Origin of the sequence: Methyloversatilis sp., assembly GCF_051861465.1 — a bacterium.
GTDB lineage: Bacteria > Pseudomonadota > Gammaproteobacteria > Burkholderiales > Rhodocyclaceae > Methyloversatilis.
On sequence record NZ_JBHYCQ010000002.1, the window covers coordinates 426,925 to 448,219 of the forward strand.

14 protein-coding genes are annotated in these 21,295 nt (G+C 65.3%); 13 read left to right on the forward strand and 1 reads right to left on the reverse strand.

Annotated elements, in window-relative coordinates; translation table 11 throughout:
- Positions 1 to 111 precede the first annotated feature (111 nt).
- The 4 genes from ACTIFF_RS04270 to ACTIFF_RS04285 all read left to right on the forward strand — a co-directional run bounded on the left by ACTIFF_RS04270 (position 112) and on the right by ACTIFF_RS04285 (position 4,768).
- Positions 112 to 1,278 (forward strand): phosphoglycerate kinase, encoded by a 1,167-nt coding sequence (locus ACTIFF_RS04270; RefSeq protein ID WP_439535709.1) that lies wholly within the window; start codon positions 112 to 114, stop codon positions 1,276 to 1,278.
- Positions 1,279 to 1,345: 67 nt separating this feature from the next.
- On the forward strand, positions 1,346 to 2,794 hold the full coding sequence (gene pyk, locus ACTIFF_RS04275) for a pyruvate kinase (RefSeq protein WP_306477227.1): 1,449 nt from the start codon (positions 1,346 to 1,348) through the stop codon (positions 2,792 to 2,794).
- A 19-nt stretch (positions 2,795 to 2,813) separates the two neighbouring features.
- The gene (fba, locus tag ACTIFF_RS04280) at positions 2,814 to 3,878 is read left to right on the forward strand and encodes a class II fructose-bisphosphate aldolase (protein WP_439535710.1); all 1,065 of its coding nucleotides are present in this window, start codon (positions 2,814 to 2,816) and stop codon (positions 3,876 to 3,878) included.
- 8 nt (positions 3,879 to 3,886) lie between these two features.
- On the forward strand, positions 3,887 to 4,768 hold the full coding sequence (locus ACTIFF_RS04285; protein ID WP_439535711.1) for a phosphoribosylaminoimidazolesuccinocarboxamide synthase: 882 nt from the start codon (positions 3,887 to 3,889) through the stop codon (positions 4,766 to 4,768).
- A gap of 10 nt (positions 4,769 to 4,778) precedes the next feature.
- Here the strand turns inward: ACTIFF_RS04285 and ACTIFF_RS04290 are convergent, their stop codons facing one another.
- Complete coding sequence (locus ACTIFF_RS04290) at positions 4,779 to 7,427, reverse strand: ATP-binding protein (RefSeq protein WP_439535712.1); 2,649 nt, start codon at positions 7,425 to 7,427, stop codon at positions 4,779 to 4,781.
- 169 nt (positions 7,428 to 7,596) lie between these two features.
- Between ACTIFF_RS04290 and ACTIFF_RS04295 the strand changes: the two genes are divergently transcribed.
- The 9 genes from ACTIFF_RS04295 to ACTIFF_RS04335 all read left to right on the forward strand — a co-directional run bounded on the left by ACTIFF_RS04295 (position 7,597) and on the right by ACTIFF_RS04335 (position 21,286).
- The gene (locus tag ACTIFF_RS04295) at positions 7,597 to 9,507 is read left to right on the forward strand and encodes a type IV pili methyl-accepting chemotaxis transducer N-terminal domain-containing protein (RefSeq protein WP_439535713.1); all 1,911 of its coding nucleotides are present in this window, start codon (positions 7,597 to 7,599) and stop codon (positions 9,505 to 9,507) included.
- Positions 9,504 to 10,208: a response regulator gene (locus ACTIFF_RS04300; RefSeq protein WP_439535714.1), complete on the forward strand. Its 705-nt coding sequence runs from the start codon at positions 9,504 to 9,506 to the stop codon at positions 10,206 to 10,208. Before ACTIFF_RS04295 ends, ACTIFF_RS04300 begins: the two co-directional genes overlap by 4 nt.
- Before the next feature lie 239 nt (positions 10,209 to 10,447).
- Positions 10,448 to 11,695, forward strand: coding sequence for an MFS transporter (locus tag ACTIFF_RS04305; RefSeq protein WP_439535715.1), 1,248 nt, complete (start codon positions 10,448 to 10,450; stop codon positions 11,693 to 11,695).
- Positions 11,696 to 11,781: 86 nt separating this feature from the next.
- Positions 11,782 to 13,437, forward strand: a complete 1,656-nt coding sequence (locus tag ACTIFF_RS04310) for an MFS transporter (RefSeq protein ID WP_439535716.1) — start codon at positions 11,782 to 11,784, stop codon at positions 13,435 to 13,437.
- A 43-nt stretch (positions 13,438 to 13,480) separates the two neighbouring features.
- On the forward strand, positions 13,481 to 17,374 hold the full coding sequence (locus ACTIFF_RS04315) for a nitrate reductase subunit alpha (protein WP_439535717.1): 3,894 nt from the start codon (positions 13,481 to 13,483) through the stop codon (positions 17,372 to 17,374).
- 103 nt (positions 17,375 to 17,477) lie between these two features.
- Positions 17,478 to 19,010 (forward strand): nitrate reductase subunit beta, encoded by a 1,533-nt coding sequence (gene narH / locus ACTIFF_RS04320; protein WP_439535718.1) that lies wholly within the window; start codon positions 17,478 to 17,480, stop codon positions 19,008 to 19,010.
- A gap of 26 nt (positions 19,011 to 19,036) precedes the next feature.
- Positions 19,037 to 19,714 (forward strand): nitrate reductase molybdenum cofactor assembly chaperone, encoded by a 678-nt coding sequence (narJ, locus tag ACTIFF_RS04325; RefSeq protein ID WP_439535719.1) that lies wholly within the window; start codon positions 19,037 to 19,039, stop codon positions 19,712 to 19,714.
- The gene (narI, locus tag ACTIFF_RS04330; protein ID WP_439535720.1) at positions 19,711 to 20,454 is read left to right on the forward strand and encodes a respiratory nitrate reductase subunit gamma; all 744 of its coding nucleotides are present in this window, start codon (positions 19,711 to 19,713) and stop codon (positions 20,452 to 20,454) included. Before narJ ends, narI begins: the two co-directional genes overlap by 4 nt.
- A 13-nt stretch (positions 20,455 to 20,467) precedes the next feature.
- Positions 20,468 to 21,286, forward strand: a complete 819-nt coding sequence (locus ACTIFF_RS04335) for a peptidylprolyl isomerase (RefSeq protein WP_439535721.1) — start codon at positions 20,468 to 20,470, stop codon at positions 21,284 to 21,286.
- Positions 21,287 to 21,295: the final 9 nt, after the last annotated feature.

A 21,295-nucleotide genomic window follows, 5' to 3' on the forward strand; every position in this document is an offset into this window, starting at 1 on the left:
CAGCGTCCCTGCCCGGTTTCGTCCGTCCCGCATCGTTTTTCCCCGCTTGACCGTCCTACCTCGTATTCGCACCGTCAGCCCCCCTTCACGCGCCATCGCAGAGGACACACGATGCAGTTCACACGACTTTCCGATCTCGACCTCAAGGGCAAGCGGGTGTTCATCCGCTCCGACCTGAACGTGCCGCAGGACGACGCCGGCAATATCACCGAAGACACGCGCATCCGCGCCTCGTTGCCGGCCATCCGCAGCGCGCTCGACGCTGGCGCGGCAGTGATGGTGACGTCCCATCTCGGTCGCCCGACCGAAGGCGACCTGAGGCCGGAAGATTCGCTGGCACCGATCGCCCGCCGCATGTCGGAACTGCTCGGCTTCGAGGTGAAGCTGATTGCGAACTGGGTCGATGGCGTTGCGGTCGCTCCGGGCGAAGTCGTGCTGCTGGAAAACTGCCGCGCAAACAAGGGCGAGAAGAAGTGTGACGACGCACTGTCGAAGAAGCTCGCTGCCCTGTGTGACGTGTGGGTGAACGACGCCTTCGGCACCGCCCACCGGGCCGAGGCGACGACCTACGGCATGGGCCAGTACGCAGCCGTCGCCTGCGCCGGTCCGCTGATGGCGAGCGAACTTGACGCACTGGGCAAGGCGCTCGGCCAGCCCGCGCGTCCGTTGGTGGCCATCGTCGCCGGCTCCAAGGTATCGTCCAAACTGACGCTGCTGGAGAATCTGGCCGACAAGGTCGATCGACTCATCGTCGGTGGCGGCATCGCCAACACCTTCCTGCTCGCCGCCGGCAAGCAGATCGGCAAGTCGCTCGCCGAAGCCGATCTGGTGGACGCCGCGAAGCGCGTGATGGCCAAGACGAAAGTGCCGCTGCCGGAAGACGTGGTGTGCGCCAAGACTTTTGCGGCTGATGCACCGGCAACGGTCAAGTCGGTCGACGACGTCGCAGCCGACGACATGATTCTTGACATCGGCCCAAAGGCGGCTGCCCAACTGGCAGACATGCTGAAGGCGGCCGGCACCATCGTGTGGAATGGCCCGGTCGGCGTGTTCGAGTTCGACGCCTTCGGTCACGGCACCGAAACCGTGGCGCGCGCCATTGCAGCATCGAAGGCTTATTCGATCGCCGGTGGTGGCGACACGCTGGCCGCCATCGCAAAATACGGCATCGCCGACCAGGTGAGCTACATCTCTACCGGCGGCGGCGCATTCCTGGAGTTCCTCGAAGGCAAGACGCTGCCGGCTGTCGATATCCTGCTGCGGCGCGCCCGCGGCTGATCCGGCGCAGCTCGCGCAAAGCACCGCCCACTAGAACAACAAAGACATCACGAGGAGTTCGTCCGCCATGCACCGCTTCACCAAGATCGTCGCCACGCTCGGCCCCGCATCGAGCGACCTCGCCACCCTGACCCGCCTTGTCGAGGCCGGCGTCGATGTGGTGCGGCTCAATTTTTCGCACGGCAAGGCGGACGACCACCGCGCGCGCGTGGAAACCCTCGCGGTCGCCGCAGCCAGGGCGGGCCGCACGGTGGGCGTGATGGCCGACCTGCAGGGTCCGAAGATCCGCGTCGGCAAGTTCGCCGAAAACAAGGTGATGCTCAAGGGCGGCCAGGCCTTCGTGTTCGACATCGAATGCACGCTGGGCGACGAGGGCCGTGTCGGCCTCGACTACCCCGAACTGGTGAATGACGTCGAACCGGGCGCCGTGCTGCTGCTCGACGATGGCCGCATCGTGATGGACGTGAAGTCGGTCAACGCCACGCAGATCCACTGCACGGTGCGCCACGGCGGCGAGCTGTCGAACAACAAGGGCATCAACCGCCAGGGCGGCGGCCTGTCGGCACCGGCGCTGACGCCCAAGGACATGGAAGACATCAAGATCGCGGCGTCGCTGAATGTCGACTACGTGGCGGTCAGCTTCCCGAAGAGCGGCGCCGACATGCGCCAGGCGCGCGAGCTGCTGCGTGCGGCCGGGTCGAACGCGCTGCTGATCGCCAAGATCGAGCGCGTGGAAGCCATCCCGGCGCTGGAAGAGATTCTCGATGCGTCCGACGGCGCCATGGTGGCGCGCGGCGACCTCGCGGTCGAAGTGGGTGACGCGGCCGTACCGGCGATGCAGAAGCGCATCATTCGCGTCTCGCGCGAAATGAACAAGCTGGTCATCACTGCGACCCAGATGATGGAATCGATGATCAGCAGCCCGGTGCCGACACGCGCCGAAGTGTCCGACGTGGCCAATGCGGTACTGGATGGCACCGACGCGGTCATGCTGTCGGCCGAAACCGCGTCCGGCAAGTACCCGGTGGAAACCGTCGAGGCGATGAGCCGCATCTGCGTCGAAGCCGAAAAGTCCGCCGAGGTGAAGCTGGACCAGGAGTTCCTGACCCGCGTGTTCACCCGCATCGACCAGTCGATCGCGATGGCCGCGCTGTTCTCCGCCTTCCACCTCAAGGTGAAGGCGATCGCCACGCTGACCCAGTCCGGATCGACCTCGCTGTGGATGTCGCGCCTGAACAGCGGCGTGCCGATCTACGCGCTGACACCGGAAGTGCGCACCCGCTACAAGCTGTCGATGTACCGCGGCGTCACGCCGCTGATGATCAAGCTCGATCCGGATGCCGACCGGGACCGCATGCTGGTCGACGCCGAAGCGGAACTGCTGCGCAGCGGTGCCGTGCAGGTCGGTGACCTGATCGTGCTGTCGTTCGGCGAGCCGATCGGCGTGCCGGGCGGCACCAATACACTGAAAATCGTCAAGGTCGGGGAGTATCGTCAACTCTCGACCGTTATCTGATCCAGCCAGGAGAATTGCCATGCCCATGGTGTCCATGCGCCAGTTGCTCGACCACGCCGCCGAAAACGGCTACGGCATACCCGCCTTCAACGTGAACAACCTCGAACAGGTCCAGGCCGTGATGAGCGCGGCTGATGAAGCCGGCGCGCCGGTCATCCTGCAGGCGAGCGCCGGCGCCCGAAAATACGCCGGCGAGCCCTTCATCAAGCACCTGATCGAAGCCGCCATCGAAAGCTGGCCGCACATCCCGCTGGTCATGCACCAGGATCACGGCCAGAGTCCGGACGTGTGCAAGGGGGCGATCGACCTCGGTTTCAGTTCGGTCATGATGGACGGCTCGCTGCAGGCCGATGGCAAGACCATCGCCAGCTACGACTACAACGTCGAGGTGACGCGCAAGGTGGTCGACATGGCGCACGCGCTCGGCGTGACGGTCGAAGGCGAACTGGGCTGCCTCGGTTCGCTGGAAACGATGAAGGGCGACAAGGAAGACGGCCACGGCACCGAAGCGACGATGACCATGGACCAGCTGCTGACCGATCCGGAAGAAGCCGCCGACTTCGTCAAGCGCACCCAGCTCGATGCGCTGGCCATCGCCATCGGCACCAGTCACGGCGCCTACAAGTTCACGCGCAAGCCCACCGGCGACATCCTCGCCATCAGCCGCATCAAGGAAATCAACAAGCGCATCCCGAATACGCACCTGGTGATGCATGGCTCGTCCAGCGTGCCGCAGGATCTGCTGGCGATCATCCGCCAGTACGGCGGCGACATGAAGGAAACCTACGGCGTGCCGGTATCGGAAATCCAGGAAGCCATCAAGCACGGCGTGCGCAAGATCAACATCGACACCGACATCCGCCTGGCGATGACCGCCGCCATCCGCAAGTACATGTTCGAGAACCCGAGCAAGTTCGACCCGCGCGACTACCTGAAGCCGGCGCGCGAAGCCGCCAAGAGCATCTGCAAGCAGCGCTACATCGAATTCGGCTGCGAAGGTCAGGCCGGCAAGATCAAGGCCATTCCGCTGGTTCAGGTGGCACAGAACTACGCCAGCGGAAAGCTCGCCCAGCAGGTGATCTGAACACGACCATGGCCGACGCACTGTTCGAATCCCGCATCAACAGCCTGCCGCTGATTGCCCGTGGCAAGGTGCGCGACATCTACGCGATCGATGACGCGACGATGCTCATCGTGACCACCGACCGCCTGTCGGCGTTCGACGTCATCCTGCCCGACCCGATACCCGGCAAGGGCAAGGTGCTGACCGCCGTGTCGAACTTCTGGTTCGGCAAACTGGCCGGCGTATCGCCCAACCACCTGACCGGCATCGCGCCGGAGTCGGTGGTGACCGCCGACGAGCGCGACCAGGTCGAAGGGCGCGCCATCGTCGTGCGACGGCTCAAGCCACTGCCGATCGAAGCGGTCGTGCGCGGTTACCTGATCGGCTCCGGCTGGGGCGACTATTCGCGTACCGGTGCGGTATGCGGCGTGGCGCTGCCGCACGGCCTGCGCATGGCGTCGAAGCTGCCGGATCCGATCTTCACGCCGGCCACCAAGGCCGCCGTGGGCGATCACGACGAGAACATCAGCTTCGAACGGACCGAAGCACTGATCGGCCCGGCGCTGGCGGCGCAGGTCCGCGACACCGCGATCGCGCTGTACAGCGCAGCGTCGGACTACGCGAAGAGCCGCGGCATCATCATCGCCGACACCAAGTTCGAATTCGGCCTCGATCCGGATGGCAAGCTCATCCTGATCGACGAGGCGCTGACCCCGGATTCATCGCGCTTCTGGCCGGCCGACCAGTACCGGGAAGGCGTCAATCCGCCGTCGTTCGACAAGCAGTTCGTGCGCGATTATCTGGAAACGCTGGACTGGAACAAGAGCGCGCCGGGCCCATCGCTGCCGGCCGACATCATCGAGCGCACCGGCGACAAGTACCGCGAAGCGCTGACCCGCCTGATCGGCTGATCGGGTTCCATCAGGTTCCGGTACGCGTCTCGCCGACCGCGCCGCCCAGCGGTTCGGTCGGCACGAAACCCTGCAGGGTGAAACAGAAGGTCGCGCCCTTGCCGGGCACGGCCTGCACGCTGACGTGGCCGCCATGGCGTTCGACGATGCGCTTGACGATGGCCAGCCCGACACCGGTACCGGGAAACTCCTCTGCGCCGTGCATGCGCTGGAACACGCCGAACAGACGGTCTGCGTACAGCGGGTCGAAACCGACCCCGTTGTCGCGCACGCAGATCGCCGGCTCGCCATCCTGCAAGGCGACGAACAGCTCGATCAGCGGCTGTTCGGCATGCACCGAAAACTTCAGCGCGTTGCCGATCAGGTTCGCGAGAACCTGCCGCAGCATCGCGGGATCGCCGCTGACCTGCCCCAGTGGCGCAACGGTGATGCGCGCGACCGGATACTGCTCGAGCAATTCCGCCGCCACCGAGCGCGCCAGCTTGTCCAGCCCGACATCGGCATGCGTCATGTCGATGCGCGCCATGCGCGAAAAACGCAGGATGTCGTCGATCAGCTGGCCCATGCGGTTCGACCCGCGCTGGATGCGCTGAAGCATGTCCCGGCCTTCGTCATCGAGCGTTGCTGCAGCGTGCTCGGTCAGCAGATGAGCGAAACCATTGATGGCGCGCAGCGGGCTGCGCAGGTCGTGCGACACCGAATACGAGAAGGCCTCCAGTTCGTTGTTGGCCTGTTCCAGCAAGGCGGTGCGTTCGGCGACGCGCCGCTCCAGGGATTCGTTCAGCTCCCTGACCTGGCGTTCGCCGCGCGCCCGTTCGAGCGCCAACTGCGCAATGTCGACCAGCCGCTGCACCAGGTTCTCGTCCGAACGTCCCGGCCGCCACGGCCGGCGGTGACAGATCACCAGTGCGCCCAGCGCAATGCCGCCCGGCCCGGCCAGCGGCAGCGCCCACAGGGCGTTCAGGCCTTCCTCGGCCAGCGCCGCGCGATGCGCATCTGCGCCCGGCGCACCCTCCGGATCGGCGATCACCAGCGGCGGCGCACTGGCGCCGGACGGCAGCGGCAGCCGCGCCAGCGCGGCGCGGAAACCGGCGGACAGCCCGGGCGCCACCACGTCGACGCTGTCGTCGGCCGACGCACCGCAGGTCAGCACGGCCACGCGGGAATCTTCGTTCAGCAACCCCTCGACCAGCACGGCCAGCCGTGCGTTCACGTCCGCCAGGGGTGCTCCCGCAGCGATCCGGGCGAGCAGCTCACGTTCGGCCAGATCGACCTGTTCCAGCCGCTTGCGCAGCGAAATGTCGCCGATGGTGCCGACCACCCGTGTGCTGCGGCCTGCCGCATCGCGCTGTGCCACGCCGCGCACCATGAACCAGTGATAGCTGGCGTCGGCGTGGCGCATGCGCACCTCGAGCTGGAACACGTCGTGCCCGCCGCCCAGCAGGTCGTCCATCATGGCATCCCAGCCCGGCTTGTCCGCCGGATGGATGCCCGCAACGAAATCCCTGACCGGCATACGGCGACCGCCGCCGTCATAGCCCATGATGTGCGACAGACGCGGCGAAACGTAGAGCTCCTCGCTGCCGTTGATCCATTCCGCCAACCCCTCGTTCATGCCGCGCAGTGCCAGGGCGTAGCGCTGCTCGCTGGCGCGCAGCGCGCGTTCGGCGCGAATGCGCGCCGTCAGGTCGGAGTAGGACGCGACTACTGCATACGGCCGGCTGGCACCGGCATGAAAAAGCGGCTGCGTCGTGACCGACAACCAGCGCACGGGGCTGCCCGCGCGACCGGTACCGATCACCACCTCGCGCTGCGGCTGGCCGTCGGTCAGCGAACGCATCACCGGATGGCGGACATTCGACAGCGCCCGCCCCTGCTCGTCGAACAGCTGCGCCTCGGCATGCCCGCCGGGCAGACCGGCGTGCGCATCGTCCAGCCAGGTACAGGCCTCGGCGGCACGATTGCGGGTCAGCACCTTCGCCTGCGCGTCGTACAGCACCACCGATTCCGACAGCGCACCGAGCAGCACGCGGAAGCGCTCTTCGCTGGCGATCAGTGAGCGCTGCGCCTGCTTGTGCACGGTGATGTCGTGACAGACGACGAACAGCGCCGCCCGCCCCGCGAATTCGTCCGGGCGACCGCATACGGAAAGCCAGCGTACATTGCCGTCCGCACGGCGCACCGGTAGCTCGACGTCGTCGAAGCCGTGACCGGTCGCCAAGGCAAGTCCGAGGCGTTCCCGATCGTGCGACTGGGCGCAGAACTCGCCCAGCGCACGGCCGAGCAGGCTGTCACGCGGCTCGCCTGCCAGATCCACCATGGCATCGTTGGCAAACAGGATTTCGCCGCCCGGCAAGGCACAGACGCAAATCGACAGCGGAATCGCCTGCACGATCTCGTGGTCGGCCGAATCGGCCTCGACAGGCGGCAACGCCGGCGCCGGCGCACTTGCCAGTGGCCTGAGGCGCACCCGATGCAGCAGCACCGCGCACGCCACGCACCAGATCGCCCAGACGGCCTGCGGCACCATCGCGTCGGATCCGAGCCACCACGCTGCCGGCAGCCACAGCGCGAACACGCAGGCCAGCACCGCGCCGGCCGGGCCGCCCCGGCTGATCGCCGCCTGCAGTCTTGAATGAGGACTGTCCTTCAATAGCATCCGCTCCATTGCGGCCGGGACATCAGGCCAACCTGCAGACTACCGACTGTCGCGATGCCGAAAGACTGGAACAGAGCAGGCAAGCGTGCGCAATTGCCGGAATGACCGCACGCCGCAGGCTTGCGCTGCGACAATGCCCATCGCGCGCCGCTTGACTACACTATGTTCGATGAACGTTCGCAAACTTCGGGGCCTTGGCGCCAAACTCGCCCTGTCGGCTGCGCCGTTCGCGCTGCTCGCGCTGCTGTCGGTCACGCTGACGCTGTGGGTATCGTGGCAGCTCGACGGGGGTGCGGCCGCCGTCAACGAAGCGGGCCGCATGCGCATGCAGGCTTACCGGCTGTCGCTGCTGGTCAGTCGCCACGAACTGGACGCGCTGCCGGGAGCCATCAAGGAGTTCGAGCGCAGTGTCGCGCTGCTGCGCAACGGCGACCCGGAACGCCCGCTTTTCGTGCCGTGGGACGACGCGGTCCGGGACCGCTTTGCGCGCGTGGAATCCGGCTGGCAGCAGTACCGCACAACCTGGCTGGATGCGCCGCCGGCGCAGCTGCAATCCCTGGGCGCCGACACTGCGGCCTTCAGCGCAGACATCGACGCCCTCGTATCCGGCATCGAATCGCACATGTCGCGCTGGACGGCACTGCTTCATCTGTTGCAGCTTGCAACCATCGCCATTGCGGTACTGGGCGCCAGCGTACTGCTGTACGTCGGCTACCTGTTCGTGCTGGAACCCGTCGGACAGCTCAAGCAGGCCATCGAGCGCATCCAGTCAGGTGATCTGGGTGCCCGGGTCGAGCGTTCGACCGATGACGAGTTCGGTACGCTGGCCGATGGCTTCAACGGCATGGCAGACCAGATCCAGGCCATGTATCGAAACCTCGAAGCAAAGGTGCTTGCCAAGACCGCGGAACTGCAAGAGAAACAGGGGCGACTCGAAGCGCTTTACGAGGTTACCTCGCTGATCGCCACCGCCCGGTCGCTCGACGAACTGGCGCAAGGCTTCGTCGGCTATGTCGCACGGGCACTGCACGCGGATGGTGTGGGCCTGCGCTGGTCCGACGAATCGAACCGGCGTTACCTGATGCTGGCTTCGCAGGGCCTGCCCGCCTACATGACCGAGGGCGAGCGCTGCCTGAAGGCACACGAATGCCACTGCGGTGTGCCGGACGCTTCGCCGCACGCGCGCATCATCCCGATCCGTTCGATGACGCCCGGAGGCCTGCAGTACTGCGCCGAGGCCGGCTTTGAAACACTGGTGTCGATACCGGTGCGTCTGAAGGACAGGGTGATGGGCGAGGTCGATCTGTTCTTCCATGCCGAAATCGATCTGTCGCCCTCGGCACGGTCGCTGCTCGAGGCGCTGACCACCCATCTGGCGAGTGGCATGGAAAACCTGCGCCTGACCGCACTGCGGAACGAAGCAGCGGTATCGCAGGAACGCAACTTCCTGGCCAGCGAACTGCACGACTCGATCGCCCAGTCGCTGGCCTTCATGAAGATGCAGCTGGAAATGATGCGCGGCGCACTGGCCGAACGGGATACGCTCGAGACGGAGCGGATACTGGGCGAACTGGACGCCGGCCTGCGCGAAAGCACGGGCGATGTGCGCGAACTGCTGCTGCACTTTCGCACCCGCACCAACGCCGAAGACATCGAAGGCGCGCTGCTCGGTACGCTGCGCAAGTTCGAACATCAGAGCGGCGTCCATGCAACGCTCAACATGCACGATCACGGCATACCGCTGCCGCCGGACATCCAGATCCAGGTGCTGCACATCGTGCAGGAAGCGCTTTCCAACGTGCGCAAGCACGCCCGCGCGAGCCAGGTCTGGCTCGACGTGAAGCAGCAGCCGCTGTGGGTTTTCGAGGTGCGCGACGACGGCAGTGGATTCGACGTCAGCCGTGGCGCTGCCGACGAAACGCACGTCGGGCTGCGCATCATGACGGAACGCGCCGAACGCATCGGCGCACGGGTGGAGGTATTCTCGACGCCGCAGCGCGGCACCTCCGTGGTGCTCACCCTGCCGCCCTCGACCGAGCTGTTCGAGAGGGCAACTGCCGCGGGAGCCACCGAATCATGACTGAGCGCACATTGCGTGATGCCGACACGCCGATCCGCATCCTGCTGGTAGACGACCACACCTTGTTCCGGCGGGGCCTCACGGCGCTGCTGTCGCGCGACCCCGGACTGCAGGTGGTCGGCGATGCAGCCGACGCGGGCGAAGCGCAGCGGCGGGCCGCAAGCCTTCAGCCCGACATCATCCTGCTCGACAATCATCTGCCCGGTGTCAGCGGCATCGATGCGCTGCCGGCCCTGCGCGAAGCTGCGCCGCATGCGAGCGTGCTGATGCTCACCATCAGCGAGGACGAGAACGATCTGGCGGCCGCCCTTCGCGCCGGGGCCTGCGGCTACCTGCTGAAAACCATGGAGGGCGAGGCGCTGGCCAGCGCCATCCACCGTGCGATGCGCGGCGAAAGCGTCGTCGCCAGCGAAATGACCGGCAAGCTGGTGGCGGTCTATCGCCAGGCGGCGGCCGCGCCGCCTGGCGATGCACCCGTAGCGGGATGTGCCGCCGATACCGCCGGCAATGGCGCATTGTCGCCGCGCGAAACAGACATCCTGCGCGGTATCGCCCGCGGCGACAGCAACAAGCAGATCGCACGCGATCTGGGCATCGCCGAAACCACGGTGAAGATTCACGTACAGCACATCCTGCGCAAACTCGGCGTTTCTTCGCGGGTGCAGGTCGCCGTCATCGCCGTCGAACGCGGTCTGACCTGAGCCGGAACAGCTGAGATGAGCGTCGCCTGACGTCCCTTCGGCCCGATCCGATCTGCTCGCCGGCTGCGCCGGCTTGATCCTGCGCAACTTCCTGCGCGTTTTTCGCCCGATAGCTCTTTCGAACGATGGCGTGCCCTCACGCCATCGTTCTTCTGCCGCATGCCCGATACCCGACGGAAGGATGTTGTCATCCGGGCCGTCTGCCTACCATCGTCGCAACGACAAGGGAGGGTTCGGTCATGACCAGGAAAGGGCAGGCGCTATCGGTGCTCATCGTCAGCACCCTGGCGTTTACCGTATGTTTCATGGTGTGGATGATGTTCGGCGTGATCGGCATACCGATCAAGAAGGCGCTTGATCTCAATGCCACGCAGTTCGGTCTGCTGACCGCCACACCGGTGCTCACCGGATCGCTGGTACGGGTGCCGCTGGGCATCTGGACCGACAAGTACGGCGGCCGCATCGTGATGACCCTGCTGATGGCGAGCACGGTGCCGGCCATCTGGATGATGAGCTACGCGACGGAGTACTGGCACTTCCTGGTCATCGGCCTGTTCGTCGGTCTTGCAGGCGGTTCGTTCTCGGTCGGCACGCCCTACGTCGCGCGCTGGTTTCCCAAGGGCCAGCAGGGCTTCGCGATGGGCATCTACGGTGCCGGCAATTCAGGCGCTGCGGTCAACAAGTTCGTCGCCCCGGCCCTGCTGGTCGCCTTCGGCTGGACGATGGTGCCGCAGGCCTACGCGGCCATCATGCTCGGCACGGTCGTCATCTTCTGGCTGTTCAGCCACAGCGACCCGGCTCACCTCGTGCCGAGCAACGTGCGCTTCACGGACCAGTTGAAGGCACTCAAGGATCCGCGCGTGATGAAGTACTGCCAGTACTACAGCATCGTGTTCGGCGGCTATGTCGCATTGAGCCTGTGGATGGTGCAGTACTACGTCGGCGAGTACGGCATGGAAATCCGCTCCGCGGCGCTGCTGGCCGCCTGCTTTTCGCTGCCCGGCGGCGTGCTGCGCGCGGCCGGCGGCTGGCTCAGTGACAAGTACGGCGCGCACAGCGTCACCTGGTGGGTGCTGTGGGTGAGCTGGATCTGCCTGTTCCTGCTGAGCTACCCGCAGACGCACTTCACCATCGTCACGGTCGACGGCCCGAAGACCTTCGACATCGGCCTGAACGTGTATGCCTTCACCGGACTGATGTTCATCCTCGGCATCGCCTGGGCGTTCGGCAAGGCCAGCGTGTTCAAGTACATCAGCGACGACTACCCGGCCAACATTGGTGCCATCAGCGGCATCGTCGGCCTGGCCGGCGGTCTCGGCGGCTTCGTGCTGCCCATCATGTTCGGCGCGCTGGTCGATCTCACCGGCATACGTTCCAGCGCCTTCATGCTGATGTACGCGGTGGTGTGGGTGTCGCTGATCTGGATGTATTTCACCGAAGTGCGCCGCACGCCGCTGATGGGGGAACCGTCCGGTGTGCAGGGCTGATTCGTTGGGCATCGCTGCGCTCACCCCAACCTACGGGAACCGGCCTTTTTCAGGGCTGACATCTCACTTCCGACAAGAGGACTAACGTGACGACCAACAGCCGCGCCGGGACACCACCGGCCACTCCTGCAGACGGCCCGGATGTCGCCGACTGGCGTCCTGAGGACGAGCAGTTCTGGGAATCCACCGGCAAGAAGATCGCCTACCGCAACCTCTGGATATCGGTGCCGGCCCTGCTGTGCGGATTCGCCGTCTGGGGCATGTGGGGCATCATCACCGTGCAGATGCTCAATCTGGGCTTTCCGTTCAGCAAGGACGAGCTGTTCACGCTGACTGCGATTGCCGGCATTGCCGGCGCGACCATGCGCATTCCGGCGTCCTTCCTGATCCGTCTGGCCGGCGGCCGCAACACCATCTTCCTGACCACCGCGATGTTGCTGGCACCGGCCATCGGCACCGGCGTCGCGCTGCAGCACCCGGAATGGCCGCTGTGGGTATTCCAGCTGATGGCACTGTGGTCGGGCGTCGGCGGCGGCAACTTCGCCAGTTCGATGTCCAACATCAGCACCTTCTTCCCGAAGAAGCTGCAGGGCACCGCGCTCGGCCTGAACGCCGGCCTCGGCAATTTCGGCGTGACCACCATGCAGATCGTCATTCCGCTGGTCATGACGGTCGGCCTGTTCGGTGCCTTCGCAGGCGAGCCGATGACGCTGGTGAAGGACAGCGGCTGGATCTTCGGCAAGATCGCCGCCGGTACACCGACCTGGATACAGAACGCAGGCTTCGCCTGGGTGCTGTCGCTGGTGCCGCTGTCCATCCTGTGCTGGTTCGGCATGAACAACCTGAAGACGGTATCGCCGAATACCGGCAACCCGATCGTCGCGTTCTCCAAGATCACCTATCTGTACACGCTGGCTTTCGTGCCCGCGATCTTCATGCTGTGGCTGTACCTGCCCGCCCCGACCGGCCTTGGCGTGCTGAGCATGTGGGTCGCGATTCCGCTCGACATCATTCTGGCGCTGCTGGTCATGAAGGTGGCCGCCTTCGGCGAGATGAAGGAAGGCGTGACGAAGCAGTTCGCGATCTTCAGGAACAAGCACACGTGGTCAATGACCGCGCTGTACATCGTCACCTTCGGCTCCTTCATCGGCTTTTCGATGGCACTGCCGCTGGCCATCACGGTCATCTTCGGCACCAGTCACATACCCGATGCCGCCGGCGTCATGCAGCACACGCTGAAGAATCCGAACGCCCCGTCGGCACTGACCTATGCCTGGATCGGCCCCTTCGTCGGCGCCGCCGTGCGGCCACTGGGCGGCTGGATTTCCGACAAGCTCGGCGGCTCCATCGTCACCCAGGTCATTTCGGCCGTCATGGTGGTCGCCTCCGGCGCCGTGGGCTACGTGATGATGCAGGCCTACGCCTCGGCCACGCCGGAGCAGTACTTTCCGGCCTTCATCGGCCTGTTCATCGTGCTGTTCACCGCGACCGGCATCGGCAACGGCTCGACCTTCCGCACCATCGGCGTCATCTTCGACCGCACGCAGGCCGGTCCCGTGCTGGGCTGGACTTCGGCCGTCGCCGCCTACGGTGCCTTCATCGCTCCGGTGGTGATCGGCGAGCAGATCAAGGCGGGAGCTCCGGAAATCGCGATGTACGGCTTCGCCGCCTTCTACGCCATCTGCCTGGTCCTCAACTGGTGGTTCTACCTGCGCGGCAACGCGTACGTGAAGAACCCCTGATCCGCACACGCCGCCATTCAGAACGCCACACGGAGAAACACTCATGAGCCACTTTCTCGACCGCCTGAGCCACTTTTCACACCCGAAGGAAAGCTTTTCGGGTGATCACGGCGTCGTCACCGGCGAAGACCGCAGCTGGGAAGACGCCTACCGCGACCGCTGGGCGCACGACAAGATCGTGCGTTCGACGCACGGCGTGAATTGCACCGGCTCCTGCTCGTGGAAGATTTACGTCAAGGGCGGCATCGTCACCTGGGAAACCCAGCAGACCGACTACCCGCGCACCCGCTGGGACATGCCCAATCACGAGCCGCGCGGCTGTGCGCGCGGCGCCAGCTACAGCTGGTATCTGTACAGCGCGAACCGGGTGAAGTACCCGATGGTGCGCGGCCGTCTGCTCAAGAGCTGGCGCGAGGCACGTCTGGCGCTCGGTCCGGTCGAGGCCTGGGCGTCCATCGTCGAGAACGACGCGAAGCGGCGCGACTACCAGCAGGTGCGCGGCCTCGGCGGCTTCGTCCGCTCGAACTGGGACGAAGTGAACGAAATAGTCGCCGCCGCGAACGTCTACACCATCAAGCAGCACGGGCCGGACCGCATCATCGGCTTCTCACCCATCCCGGCCATGAGCATGGTCAGCTACGCCGCGGGCAGCCGCTACCTCAGCCTGATCGGCGGCGTGTGCATGAGCTTCTACGACTGGTACTGCGACCTGCCTCCGTCCAGCCCGCAGGTGTGGGGCGAACAGACCGACGTGCCGGAATCGGCCGACTGGTACAACTCGACCTACATCATCGCCTGGGGCAGCAATGTGCCTCAGACGCGCACCCCGGACGCGCACTTCTTCACCGAAGTGCGCTACAAGGGCGCGAAGACGGTTGCCATCACGCCCGACTACTCCGAAGTCGCCAAGCTGGCGGACATCTGGATGAACCCCAAGCAGGGCACCGATGCCGCCGTGGCGATGGCCATGGGCCACGTCATCCTGAAGGAGTTCTACTTTCCGGAAAGCGGTGAGCCCGACGAGCGCCGGGCCGCCCCAAGCTCGTCGGGCCCCCTCGGGGGGCGGACGCCGACAGGCGGCCTGGGGGCAGGCAGGTCGGCCTACTTCGACGACTACGTGCGCCGCTACACCGACATGCCGATGCTGGTGATGCTCAAGGAGCACACGCTGCCCGACGGCGAAATCATCATGGTGCCGGACCGCTATGTGCGCGCATCCGACTTCAACGGCAAGCTCGGCCAGGCCAACAATCCGGAATGGAAGACCGTCGCCATCGATGACAGCGGCAAGGTGGTGCTGCCCAACGGCGCCATCGGCTTCCGCTGGGGCGCGGACGGGCGCGCCGACGAAGGGCAGTGGAACCTCGAAGCGAAAGAGGCGCGCCACGGCAGCGATGTGAGGTTGAAGCTGTCGCTGCTCGAAGGCGAGGCGCCAAGCAGCGAAACCGCGAAGGTCGGCTTCCCGTACTTCGGCGGCATCGTCAGCGAGCATTTCCCGAACAACACGCAGACCAACGTACTGGTGCGCACCGTGCCCGTGCAGCGCATCGCACTGGGCAAGGCCGGTGAGAAGCGTGAAGCGCTGGTGGCCACGGTATTCGACCTGCAGGTCGCCAACTACGGCGTGGCACGCGGCCTGCCGGGCGAACTGGCAGCGAAGGACTACGACGACGACACGCCCTACACGCCGGCCTGGCAGGAAAGCATCACCGGCACACCGCGCGCGCAGCTGATCGCCGTGGCGCGCCAGTTCGCCGAGAACGCGCACAAGACGCAGGGCAAGTCGATGGTCATCATCGGTGCGGCGATGAACCACTGGTATCACAGCGACATGAACTACCGCGGCGTCATCAACATGCTGATGATGTGCGGCTGCATCGGCCAGAGCGGCGGTGGCTGGGCGCATTACGTCGGTCAGGAAAAGCTGCGCCCGCAGACCGGCTGGACAGCGCTGGCCTTCGCGCTCGACTGGATCCGCCCGCCGCGTCAGATGAACAGCACCAGCTTCTTCTACGCCCACACCGACCAGTGGCGCTACGAGAAGCTCGGGGTCGACGAAGTGCTCTCGCCACTGGCCGACAAGAGCACGTTCGGCGGCAGCATGATCGACTACAACGTGCGCGCCGAGCGCATGGGCTGGCTGCCTTCGGCACCCCAGCTGCAGACCAATCCGCTGAAGGTGGTGCGCGACGCGGTGGCCGTTGGCATGGACGCCAAGGAGTACGCGGTCAAGTCGCTGAAAGACGGCAGCTTGAAGATGAGCTGCACCGACCCCGACCACACGGCCAACTGGCCGCGCAACATGTTCGTGTGGCGCTCCAACATCCTGGGCTCCTCGGGCAAGGGCCACGAGTACTTCCTCAAGCACCTGCTGGGCACGTCGAATGGCGTGCAGGGCAAGGACCTGGGTGCCGAAGAAGCCAAGCCCGAAGAGGTGGTGTGGCACGACAAGGCGCCCGAAGGCAAGCTCGACCTGCTGGTCACGCTCGACTTCCGCATGAGCACGACCTGTCTCTACAGCGACATCGTGCTGCCCACTGCCACCTGGTACGAGAAGAACGACCTCAACACCAGCGACATGCACCCCTTCATCCACCCGCTGTCGACCGCGGTGGACCCGGCCTGGCAATCGCGCTCCGACTGGGACATCTACAAAGGCTTCGCCAAGAAGTTCAGCGAAGTCTGTGTCGGCCACCTGGGTGTGGAGCGCGAACTCGTGTTGACGCCGCTGATGCACGACAGCCCGGCCGAGCTGGCGCAGCCCTTCGACGTGCAGGACTGGAAGCGCGGCGAGTGCGAGCTGATCCCCGGCAAGACCGCGCCGCAGATGACGGTGGTGGAGCGCGACTACCCCAACGTCTACAAGCGCTTCACTGCGCTAGGGCCGCTGATGAACAAGGTCGGCAACGGCGGCAAGGGCATCGCCTGGAACACCCAGACCGAAGTGAAGCAGCTCGGCGAGTTGAACGGTGTGGTGACTGCCGACGGCGTGACCTGCGGCATGCCGAAGATCGAGACCGACATCGACGCCTGCGAAGTGGTGCTGCAGCTCGCCCCCGAGACCAACGGCCACGTGGCGGTGAAGGCGTGGCAGGCCTTGAGCAAACAGACCGGGCGATCGCACGAGCACCTGGCCATCCACCGCGAAGACGAGAAGATCCGCTTTCGCGACATCCAGGCGCAGCCGCGCAAGATCATCAGCTCGCCCACCTGGAGCGGCATCGAGAGCGAGACCGTCTCGTACAACGCCGGCTACACCAACGTGCACGAGATGATCCCCTGGCGCACGCTGACCGGGCGCCAGCAGTTCTACATGGACCACCCGTGGATGCGCGCCTTCGGCGAAGGCTTCTGCAGCTACCGCCCGCCGGTCGACCTGAAGACCACGGCCGGCATCCACAACATCAAGCCCAACGGCAACCCGGAAATCGCGCTCAACTTCATCACGCCGCACCAGAAGTGGGGCATTCACAGCACCTACACCGACAACCTGCTGATGCTCACGCTGAGCCGCGGCGGGCCGTGCGTGTGGATGAGCGAAGACGACGCCAAGAGCGCCGGCATCGTCGACAACGACTGGATCGAACTCTTCAACATCAACGGCGCCATTGCGGCGCGGGCGGTGGTGAGCCAGCGTGTGAAACCGGGCATGGTGATGATGTACCACGCACAGGAAAAGATCGTGAACACGCCGGGCTCCGAGATCACCGGTGCGCGAGGCGGCATCCACAACTCGGTGACCCGCATCGTGCTCAAGCCCACCCACATGATCGGTGGCTACGCACAGTTCAGCTACGGCTTCAACTACTACGGAACCATCGGCACCAACCGCGACGAGTTCGTGGTGGTGCGCAAGATGAGCAAGGTCGACTGGCTGGATACGCCAGCCGCCGATGAACTGATCAAGCCGACGCAGGCGCAAGGAGAAGTCGCATGAATCGCATACAGCAGCGGGCCGAGCGCCGGGCCGCTCCCAAGCCGGCCCGCATCCCCTTGGGGGATCGGACGATGTACTCATCGGACGAGGGGAGGACATCCCCATGAAGATCCGCGCTCAGATCGGCATGGTGCTCAACCTCGACAAGTGCATCGGTTGCCACACCTGCTCAGTGACGTGCAAGAACGTCTGGACCAGCCGGCCCGGCATGGAATACGCCTGGTTCAACAACGTCGAGACCAAACCCGGTATCGGCTACCCCAAGGAGTGGGAAAACCAGGACAAGTGGAACGGCGGCTGGGTTCGCAATGCCGACGGCTCCATCCAGCCGCGCCAGGGCGCGAAGTGGAAGATGCTCATGCGCATCTTCGCCAACCCGAACCTGCCGGAGATCGACGACTACTACGAGCCCTTCACCTTCGACTACCAGCACCTGCAATCGGCGCCCGAGATGAAGGCCACGCCGACCGCACGGCCGCGCAGCCTGATCACCGGCCAGCGCATGGAGAAGATCGAGTGGGGCCCGAACTGGGAAGAGATCCTCGGCGGCGAGTTCTCCAAACGCAGCCAGGACAAGAACCTCGACGGCTTCGAGCGCACGCAGAAGGAGATGCTCGGCCAGTTCGAGAACACCTTCATGATGTACCTGCCCCGCTTGTGCGAGCACTGCCTCAACCCGGCGTGCGTGGCCTCGTGCCCCAGCGGCAGCATCTACAAGCGCGAAGAAGACGGCATCGTGCTGATCGACCAGGACAAGTGCCGTGGCTGGCGCATGTGCGTCTCGGGCTGCCCGTACAAGAAGATCTACTACAACTGGAAAAGCGGCAAGGCCGAGAAGTGCATCTTCTGCTACCCGCGCATCGAAGCGGGGCAACCGACCGTGTGCTCTGAAACCTGCGTCGGCCGCATCCGCTACCTGGGCGTGCTGCTGTATGACGCCGACCGCATTCAGGAAGCGGCCAGCGTGGAGCACGACCGCGACCTGTACCAGGCGCAGCTCGACATCTTCCTCGACCCCTTCGACCCGAAGGTGATCGAGCAGGCCCGTGTGGACGGCATCCCCGACAAGTGGATGGACGCCGCGCGCAACAGCCCGGTCTACAAGATGGCTGTGGAGTGGAAGGTGGCGCTGCCGCTTCACCCCGAATACCGCACGCTGCCGATGGTCTGGTACGTGCCGCCGCTGTCGCCCATCAGCGCCGCGGCCAACGCCGGCCATGTGGGCAGCAACGGCGAGATTCCTGACGTCAACCAGCTGCGTATTCCGGTCAAGTACCTGGCCAACATGCTGACCGCTGGCGACACCGTGCCGGTGGTTCGGGCACTCGAGCGCATGCTCGCGATGCGCGCCTACCAGCGCGAAAAGCATGTTGACGGGCGCATCAACCAGGCGGTGCTCCAGCAGGTCGGCATCAGCCAAGCCGAGGTGGAGGAGATGTACCAGGTGATGGCCATCGCCAACTACGAAGACCGCTTCGTGATCCCCACCACCCACCGGGAGTACGCGGAAAACACCTTCAACGTGCGCGGCGGCTGCGGCTTCAGCTTCGGCAACGGTTGCTCCGAAGGCACCACCGAGACGAGCCTCTTCGGCAGCGAGAAGAAACGCACCATTCCCATCCGGGCGGAGATCTGATCATGTTTGGATCACCCTCACATTCGATGGAAAAGAGCCTGCGCGTGCTCGCCGCCTTGCTGGGCTACCCCGACGCGCAGATGCGCAGCTACCTGGGCGAGATGAGGGCGCTGCTGCGAGACGAGCGCGCCATCACCGCGTCGCGGCTGGCCGAGCTCGACGCGCTGATGGACAGCCTGCAGCGCGCCGAGCCCTTGGCAGCCGAAGCCGATTACGTGGAGCTGTTCGACCGCGGCCGCGCCACCTCGCTGCACCTGTTCGAGCACGTCCACGGCGACTCGCGCGACCGCGGCCCGGCCATGATCGACCTCGGCCAGACCTACGAAAAAGCCGGGCTCATCCTGGCCGAAGGCGAGCTGCCCGACTACCTGCCGGCGGTGCTCGAGTTCGTCTCGACCCAACCGCCGAAAGAGGCGAAGGCCTTTCTCGGCGAAATGGCGCACATCTTCAACGCCATCTTCGGTGCCTTGCAGCAGCGCGAAAGCGCCTACGCCAGCGTGCTCGGTGGCTTGCTGGAGCTGGCCGGTGAAAAAGCGCAGCCGGTCAAACCCGCTGAAGAAGAACCCCTCGATGAGAGCTGGGCCGAACCGGTGGTGTTCGACGGCTGCTCTTCCAAGGGCCAGGCCAAACCCGGCCAGCCGCAACCCATCCAGGTGGTGCGCAAGAGCTCACCCCAAGGCCCACGACAAGGAGCCCGCACATGAACCCCGTGATGACCTACCTGCACAACTTCTTCTTCACCGTCTATCCGTACATCTGCCTGGCGGTGTTCCTGATGGGCAGCCTGGCGCGCTTCGACCGCGACCAGTACACGTGGAAGAGCGACTCGTCGCAGATGCTGCGCAGCGGCCTGCTGCGCTGGGGCAGCAACCTGTTCCACATCGGCATCCTGTTCCTGTTCTTCGGGCACTTCGTGGGCCTGTTGACGCCGCACTGGTTCTACGAAGGTTTCATCAGCGCACCCGACAAGCAGCGCATGGCCATCTACTCGGGGGGGCTGGCGGGCATCGTGTGCTTCGTGGGCCTGAGCATGCTGCTGTACCGCAGGCTGTTCGACCCGCGCATCCGCCTCACGAGCCACCGCACCGACATCGCCATCCTCATCATCCTGTGGGTGCAACTGGTGATCGGGTTGATCACGCTGCCGTATTCGTTCGGGCACGAGGACGCAAGCGCGATGCTGATCCTGGCCAATTGGGCACAAGGCATCGTCACCTTCCAGCCCAACGCGGATGCGCTGGTGGCGCTCGACTGGCCCTACATGATCCACCTGATCCTGGGCATGACGATCTTCCTGCTGTTCCCGTTCAGCCGGCTGGTGCACGTGTGGAGCGGCTTTGCCACCGTGGCCTTCCTGTTCCGCCCGCACCAGGTGGTGCGCAGCCGGCGCCTGAACGTGCCGGCCGGCCACAACGAACCGCGTCGGCCTGACGCACGTGTTTGAAAGGGGCAACAACATGCTCAGCGAAACCGTCGACTTCAGCAGCTTTTCCACCCCGCAGGCCGAACCACCACGGGTGGCCCGCATCAACGGCGTGGCCTTGAACAACGAGGCCGAGACCCTGTCGCCCGAAGAGCTGCGCCAGCGCGCCTGCACCGAGCTGCTGCGCCAGGCCGCCATACAGGCGGGCCTGCTCGACGCGGCCGATGTGGCGCCGGTAGACGGCGTGATCAGCGAAGCCGCTTCGCAAGGGATCGAAGCCCTGCTGGAGCGCGAGTTGCAGATGCCCGAACCCTCTGATGAAGCCTGCCAACGCCACCACGCCGCCCACCCGGCGCGCTACCGCACCGGTGAGCGTGTGCGTGTACGCCACGTTCTCTTCGCAGTGACGCCGGGGGTGGATGTGGTGAGCCTGCGCAACCGTGCAGAAACTTGCCTGCTCGACGTGCGTTGCCACGACGGGGGCGCAAACGACAACTTTGGCAAGGCGGCGCGCGAGTTGTCCAACTGCCCGAGTGGTGAAGAAGGCGGTGAACTCGGCTGGCTGCAGCCCACCGACTGCGCGCCCGAGTTTGCCAAGGAACTGTTCGGCCATGTGGAGGTGGGTGTGCTGCCACGCTTGGTGCACAGCCGCTTCGGGCTGCATGTGGTCGAGGTGCTGGAGCGCGAGGGTGGGGTGGCACAACCCTTCGAGGCCGTGCGCGGCGCGGTGGCCATGGCCTTGCGCCAGCAGACCTATGTGACGGCGCTGCGCCAGTACCTGCAGTTGCAGGCGGGGCAGGCCGAGGTGGTGGGAGTGGAGCTGGACTCGGCTGATACACCGCTGGTGCAGTAGGCCTCGACA